2 rRNA genes are annotated in these 848 nt (G+C 41.2%); both read left to right on the top strand.

Annotated features, from left to right (window positions below):
• The first annotated feature begins 125 nt into the window (after positions 1 to 125).
• Positions 126 to 241, top strand: a 5S ribosomal RNA gene (rrf, locus tag L1D55_RS27420).
• A gap of 396 nt (positions 242 to 637) precedes the next feature.
• Positions 638 to 848: ribosomal RNA gene (locus L1D55_RS27415) — 16S ribosomal RNA — on the top strand; the annotation flags it as partial.

Here is an 848-nt window from a genome sequence, read left to right as displayed (position 1 = left end):
AACCTGTACTAATTGCCCGTGAGGCTTAACCATACAACACCCAAGGGGTTTTGATGGACTCAAAGATACAAACGCTTGAATGAGTTTGAAGAGAACAGAAACAGCTTTCCGAATTTTAAAATTTGCTTGGCGACCATAGCATTGTGGACCCACCTGATTCCATGCCGAACTCAGAAGTGAAACACAATAGCGCCGATGGTAGTGTGGGGCTTCCCCATGTGAGAGTAGGACATCGCCAGGCTTTAATTTCGACTTTGTCTACAAAGTAGACAAGTCACCATAGAGTTCTAAGTTTTCTTAGTATTTTATGTTGACTTTCAAAGTAGAAAGCGTATTATACGCGTCCTGCTTAAGTGCTAAGGCACTGAAAGCAAAGCTCTTTAACAATTTAAACCTATCAATCTGTGTGGGCACTCGTTGATGAATATCAAAACGTTTTATCGTTAGATAAAACAGATTCTTCGGAATCAAAATTGATTTCAATGAACTGAGTGACCAATACAAAGTTAAGTTTACTTAATTTTGGCACAGTCAATTCATTACCATTCTGTTGGAATGGTAATAGCTTTAGAATTACATGTTCATGTTTACATGAATATTAGTTTTGAAGTCAGTATTCGTTGAGTCACAAAATCTTAAATTGAAGAGTTTGATCATGGCTCAGATTGAACGCTGGCGGCAGGCCTAACACATGCAAGTCGAGCGGAAACGAGTTATCTGAACCTTCGGGGAACGATAACGGCGTCGAGCGGCGGACGGGTGAGTAATGCCTAGGAAATTGCCTTGATGTGGGGGATAACCATTGGAAACGATGGCTAATACCGCATAATGCCTACGGGCCAAAGAGG

The organism is Vibrio sp. Isolate22 (genome assembly GCF_022398115.1).
In the GTDB taxonomy this organism is placed as follows: domain Bacteria; phylum Pseudomonadota; class Gammaproteobacteria; order Enterobacterales; family Vibrionaceae; genus Vibrio.
The sequence above is the reverse complement of the archived record's forward strand: the minus strand, read 5'-3'. Positions and strand labels throughout refer to the sequence as shown.